This window comes from Micromonospora sp. NPDC003776, assembly GCF_053605645.1.
This window is the reverse complement of the sequence record NZ_JBSGJR010000613.1, coordinates 1-3,984: the sequence shown is the minus strand read 5'-3', so window position 1 is coordinate 3,984 and position 3,984 is coordinate 1. Positions and strand designations below refer to the sequence as shown.

The 3,984-nt window shown below is 74.0% G+C and carries 4 protein-coding genes and 2 pseudogenes; 4 read left to right on the top strand and 2 right to left on the bottom strand.

Annotation, left to right across the window (positions count from 1 at the left end):
• Positions 1 to 63: 63 nt before the first annotated feature.
• Together ACWEVO_RS31965 and ACWEVO_RS31960 are read left to right on the top strand one after the other, a co-directional pair.
• Positions 64 to 417 (top strand): annotated as a pseudogene (locus tag ACWEVO_RS31965) (alcohol dehydrogenase catalytic domain-containing protein); the annotation flags it as partial.
• 292 nt (positions 418 to 709) lie between these two features.
• Positions 710 to 1,120 (top strand): zinc-binding dehydrogenase, encoded by a 411-nt coding sequence (locus ACWEVO_RS31960; RefSeq protein ID WP_452311179.1) that lies wholly within the window; start codon positions 710 to 712, stop codon positions 1,118 to 1,120.
• Here the strand turns inward: ACWEVO_RS31960 and ACWEVO_RS31955 are convergent.
• Both ACWEVO_RS31955 and ACWEVO_RS31950 read right to left on the bottom strand, forming a co-directional pair.
• Positions 1,104 to 1,397 (bottom strand): annotated as a pseudogene (locus ACWEVO_RS31955) (hypothetical protein); the annotation flags it as partial. The gene ACWEVO_RS31960 and the pseudogene ACWEVO_RS31955 overlap by 17 nt on opposite strands.
• A 210-nt stretch (positions 1,398 to 1,607) precedes the next feature.
• Positions 1,608 to 2,525: an amidase family protein gene (locus tag ACWEVO_RS31950; protein WP_452311178.1), complete on the bottom strand. Its 918-nt coding sequence runs from the start codon at positions 2,523 to 2,525 to the stop codon at positions 1,608 to 1,610.
• Positions 2,526 to 2,754: 229 nt separating this feature from the next.
• Here ACWEVO_RS31950 and ACWEVO_RS31945 point away from each other — a divergent pair, with 229 nt between their 5' ends.
• Positions 2,755 to 3,165, top strand: coding sequence for a hypothetical protein (locus tag ACWEVO_RS31945; RefSeq protein WP_452311177.1), 411 nt, complete (start codon positions 2,755 to 2,757; stop codon positions 3,163 to 3,165).
• Between the two features lie 15 nt (positions 3,166 to 3,180).
• Positions 3,181 to 3,777: a cell wall protein gene (locus ACWEVO_RS31940; protein ID WP_452311176.1), complete on the top strand. Its 597-nt coding sequence runs from the start codon at positions 3,181 to 3,183 to the stop codon at positions 3,775 to 3,777.
• Positions 3,778 to 3,984: the final 207 nt, after the last annotated feature.

Below are 3,984 nucleotides of genomic sequence, written 5' to 3'. Positions count from 1 at the left end.
CTTGACCGGCCCCGGGCCGTCCCGACCGGGGCGCCCGCCCGGCCGTAGGCCGCGCGTGTCAGGATGCGGCGCATGCGTGCCGTGATCTTCGACGAGTTCGGTGCCCGACCGCAGGTCCGTGACGTGCCGGAGCCCGAGCCGCCGACCGACGGTGTGGTGGTCCGCGTCGAGGCGACGGGGCTGTGCCGCAGTGACTGGCACGGCTGGCAGGGACACGATCCGGACATCCGCCCGCCGCACGTCCCCGGTCACGAATTCGCCGGGGTGGTCAGCGCCGTCGGCGCCGGCGTCCGCAATTGGCGGCCCGGCGACCGCGTCACCGCGCCGTTCGTCTGCGCCTGCGGCCAGTGCGCCGCCTGCCTCGCCGGCGACCAGCAGGTGTGTGAACGGCAGACGCAACCCGGCTTCACCCACTGGGGCTCCTTCGCCGAGTATGTGGCGGTCCGGCACGCCGACGTCAACCTGGTGCGGCTCCCGGACGACCTGGACTATCCGACCGCGGCGGCGCTCGGCTGCCGCTTCGCCACGGCGTTCCGGGCCGTGGTCAGCCAGGGGCGGGTGGCCGCGGGCGAGTGGGTGGCGGTGCACGGCTGCGGCGGGGTGGGACTCTCCGCCGTGATGATCGCGGCGGCCTGCGGCGCGCGGGTGGTGGCCGACGACGTCGCCCCCCGCGCGCTCGAACTCGCCCGGTGCGGGCGCGACCGTCTGCGTGGACGGCAGCGCCCGCACCGGGCCGGGTGCGGTGGCGGCGGCCGTCCGGGAGGCGACGGGCGGCGGCGCCCACCTGTCCCTGGACGCGCTCGGCAGCGCCGCCACCTGCGCCGCCTCGATCGAAAGCCTGCGGCGACGGGGACGGCACGTCCAGGTCGGGCTGCTGCCCGCCGCGCAGGGTCGCCCGGCGCTGCCGATGGAACTGGTGATCGCGTACGAGCTGGAGCTGCGGGGCAGTCACGGGATGCCGGCGCACGCCTATCCGGAGATGCTCCGGCTGGTCAACGCCGGGGTGCTGCGCCCGGGCGAGCTGATCACCCGCACCATCGGCCTGGCCGAGGTTCCCGACGCGCTGGCCGCGATGAACCAGCCGGCGCGCGGGGGGATGTGCCTCATCCGCCCCCGCTGAGCGGTGACACCGCGCAACCGGCGCCAGGGTGGGGCGGCACCGGGTCGATCGGGGTGAGCACGCCACAGGCGTCCTCGACGGCCTGCGCCGCGGCCAGCGCCGTGAGGTCGCCGAACCGGCGGGCCGTGACCTGCGCGCCGACCGGCAGCCCGTACGCGGTCCCGCACGGTACGACCGCCGCCGGCAGGCCCAGCAGGTTGGCCGGCAACAGCGGCCGGACCAGGTCGAGGGCGGCGCGCAGCCCGTCCAGGGAGGCGATGTCCGCGTCGTGCCGGGGCGGCGGGGGTGGCCCCGGCCGGGGTCAGCAGCACGTCCCACTCCGAGAGGAAGCGGTGCCAGCGCAGCTCGGTGCCGTGTCGTTCGAGGTGCAGCGCCGCCACGGCCGCCGCGTCGAGCGGCGGCAGCAACTGCTGGGCGTACGTGAGGTAGGCCTTCGAGCCGGCGCCGAGCACGCCCTCCAGGGCCGGCAGCAGCACCCGGAAATCGTTCAACACCAGCGCCGCCCACAGGTCGACGGATGCGTTCGCACCCCGACGGTGTCGCCTCCTCGACCAGGTGCCCGGCGGCGGCCAGCCGGTCTCCGGCGGCCCGGACCGCGGCGGCGATGGCCGGATCGACGTCGCAGCCGGGCGTCCGGGCGCGGCGCACTCACGGTGACCGGCAGGGCCAGGGGATCGCGCGGGTGCGGCCCGGCCAGGGCCAGAAGCCCGGCCCGCACGTCGGCCACCCGCCGGGCCAGCACGCCCTGGGCCAGCATGAGCTGGTACGTGAGCAGCGCCTCCTCGGGCGGGATCGACGAGGCGTGCGGCACGAGGCCGGTCGACGGCTTGATCGCGACGATCCCGCACCGGTTGGCGGGATCCCGGACCGAGCCGCCGACATCGTTGCCCACGCCCAGCGGGGACATCCCGGTCGCGATGGCGGCGGCCTCGCCGCCACAGGACCCCCCGGCGGTGACGTCTGGGTGCCACGGGTTGTGGGTGCGGCCGTGCAGGGACGAGTCGGTGTGGGCGCGCGCCCCGAAATCGGGCATGTTGGTCCGGGCGAAGGGGATCGCTCCGGCCGCCCGCAGCCGCTCGACGACCGGCGCGTCACACGGCGCGAGCGCCTGGCTGAGCGCGGCGGCGCCGTGGGTGGTCGCGCAGCCGTTGATGTCGATGTTCTCCTTCGCGGTGACCGGCACGCCGTGCAGCGGGCCGAGGTGCGCCACGTCCGCCACCGCCCGGTCGGCGGCGACCGCCGCCGCCGTGGCGCTGTCGTCGAGCCGGGCGACCACGGCGTTGAGGTGGCCGCTGACCTCGTCGATCCGCGCGCGGAGCGCGTCGAGCACGGCGAGACTGGTCGTCTTCCCCTCCCGGATCGCGGCCGCGATCTCCAGGGCTCCCAGTTGCCACAGTTCCGTCATGGGTGCGCTCCCTGCCTGCGGCCGCCTCCTTTTCGGACTGTAAACCAACGGTCATCGATTGGATACATTTCCGGCGCGATGGGATTCACCCACGCGCCGGACGCCGTCGATCCCCGCGCACGTAGGAAATTTTCGCCCGAAACGTTGACGACGTTGAATGTCTTCCACAACAATGCCATCCACATCGACATCCATCGTTGTCGATGACGCGCTACGGGAGGAGGTATCCATGGCAGCTCTACGCGGCGAGATGTCGTGGTTCTGCTGCGGCAACGCCTGGGGCCCCTGCGGCTCGACCGGGCACGGCGCCTGCGGCACCTGCAACTCGGGCAACTACCAGCACGCCTGGCCCAACACCTCGGACGCCTGCTATGCCATCACCCACCCCGACACCTGCGGACTGAGCATGAGTCGACGCGGCTGCGGCTTCCGGCACTACACCACCAACCTCTGCAACGGCGCCCGGGTCGGCACCACCATCGCCGACTGCGGACCGCAGACCGACCTGTTCTGCGGCGAGACCACCTGCTGCGGCTCGGCCTGCGGCAGCAACCGGATCATCGACCTGACCCCGGCGGCGTTCAGCGCCATCGCCAGCCTCTCCGTCGGGCTGCGGCCCTGCTCGGTCGACATCGTCTGAACAGGAGGATCCGACATGCCACACACCCTGGACCGCCGACGCCTGCTCGCCACCGCCGCGCTGGGCGGCGTGGTCGGCGCCACCGGGCTCGGCTCGCTCGCCCCCGAGGCCGCCTTCGCCGCCGAGGCGGCAGCCGTCGAACCCGGCGCCCCCGACCCGAACTTCGTCGAAGGCCGGATCAGCAAGATCTCCGGCCACCTGCTGCTGGTCACCGGCTCGGACACCGTGCTGCACCCGATCCGGGTCACCGACGGCACGAGCATCTGGAAGCTGCACCCGACCACGTTCGACAACGTGGCTGTGGGCGACGGGCTCTACGCGCGGGGCGTCCGCCTGCCCGACGGCACGCTCGCCGCGGACTCCGTCTGGGTCAACATCGTCAACCTGCACGCGCACATCGCCGCGGTCGGTCGCAACGTGCTGCACCTGGATCACATGGGCCGCCGGATCGTCGCCCACGTCGTGCCCGGCCGGTCCGCCGCCGTCTACAACGGCACGCCGGCGGTCAGTGACCTGTCGCTGCTGAAGGTCGGCCGGCACGTCCAGGTCCTCGGCGCCTGGCACCCGGACACCAACGAGATCGACATCGCCACCGTCTACGCCGCCGCCTGACCGGCGCCGCCCGGGCGGGCACGGGCCGCTCCGCCCGGGCGGCGCCCACCGGCCAACCCGATGGGAGGGAACCCATGATCGACATGATCGCGGCGCTGCAACCGCCGGTCCTCGGCGCGGTGCTGATCTGGTCCGCGCGCGTCAAGCTGTTCAGCCGGCACTCCCCGGCCGCCGCCCAGCGCACGGCGCTCCCCCGGCTGATCGGGC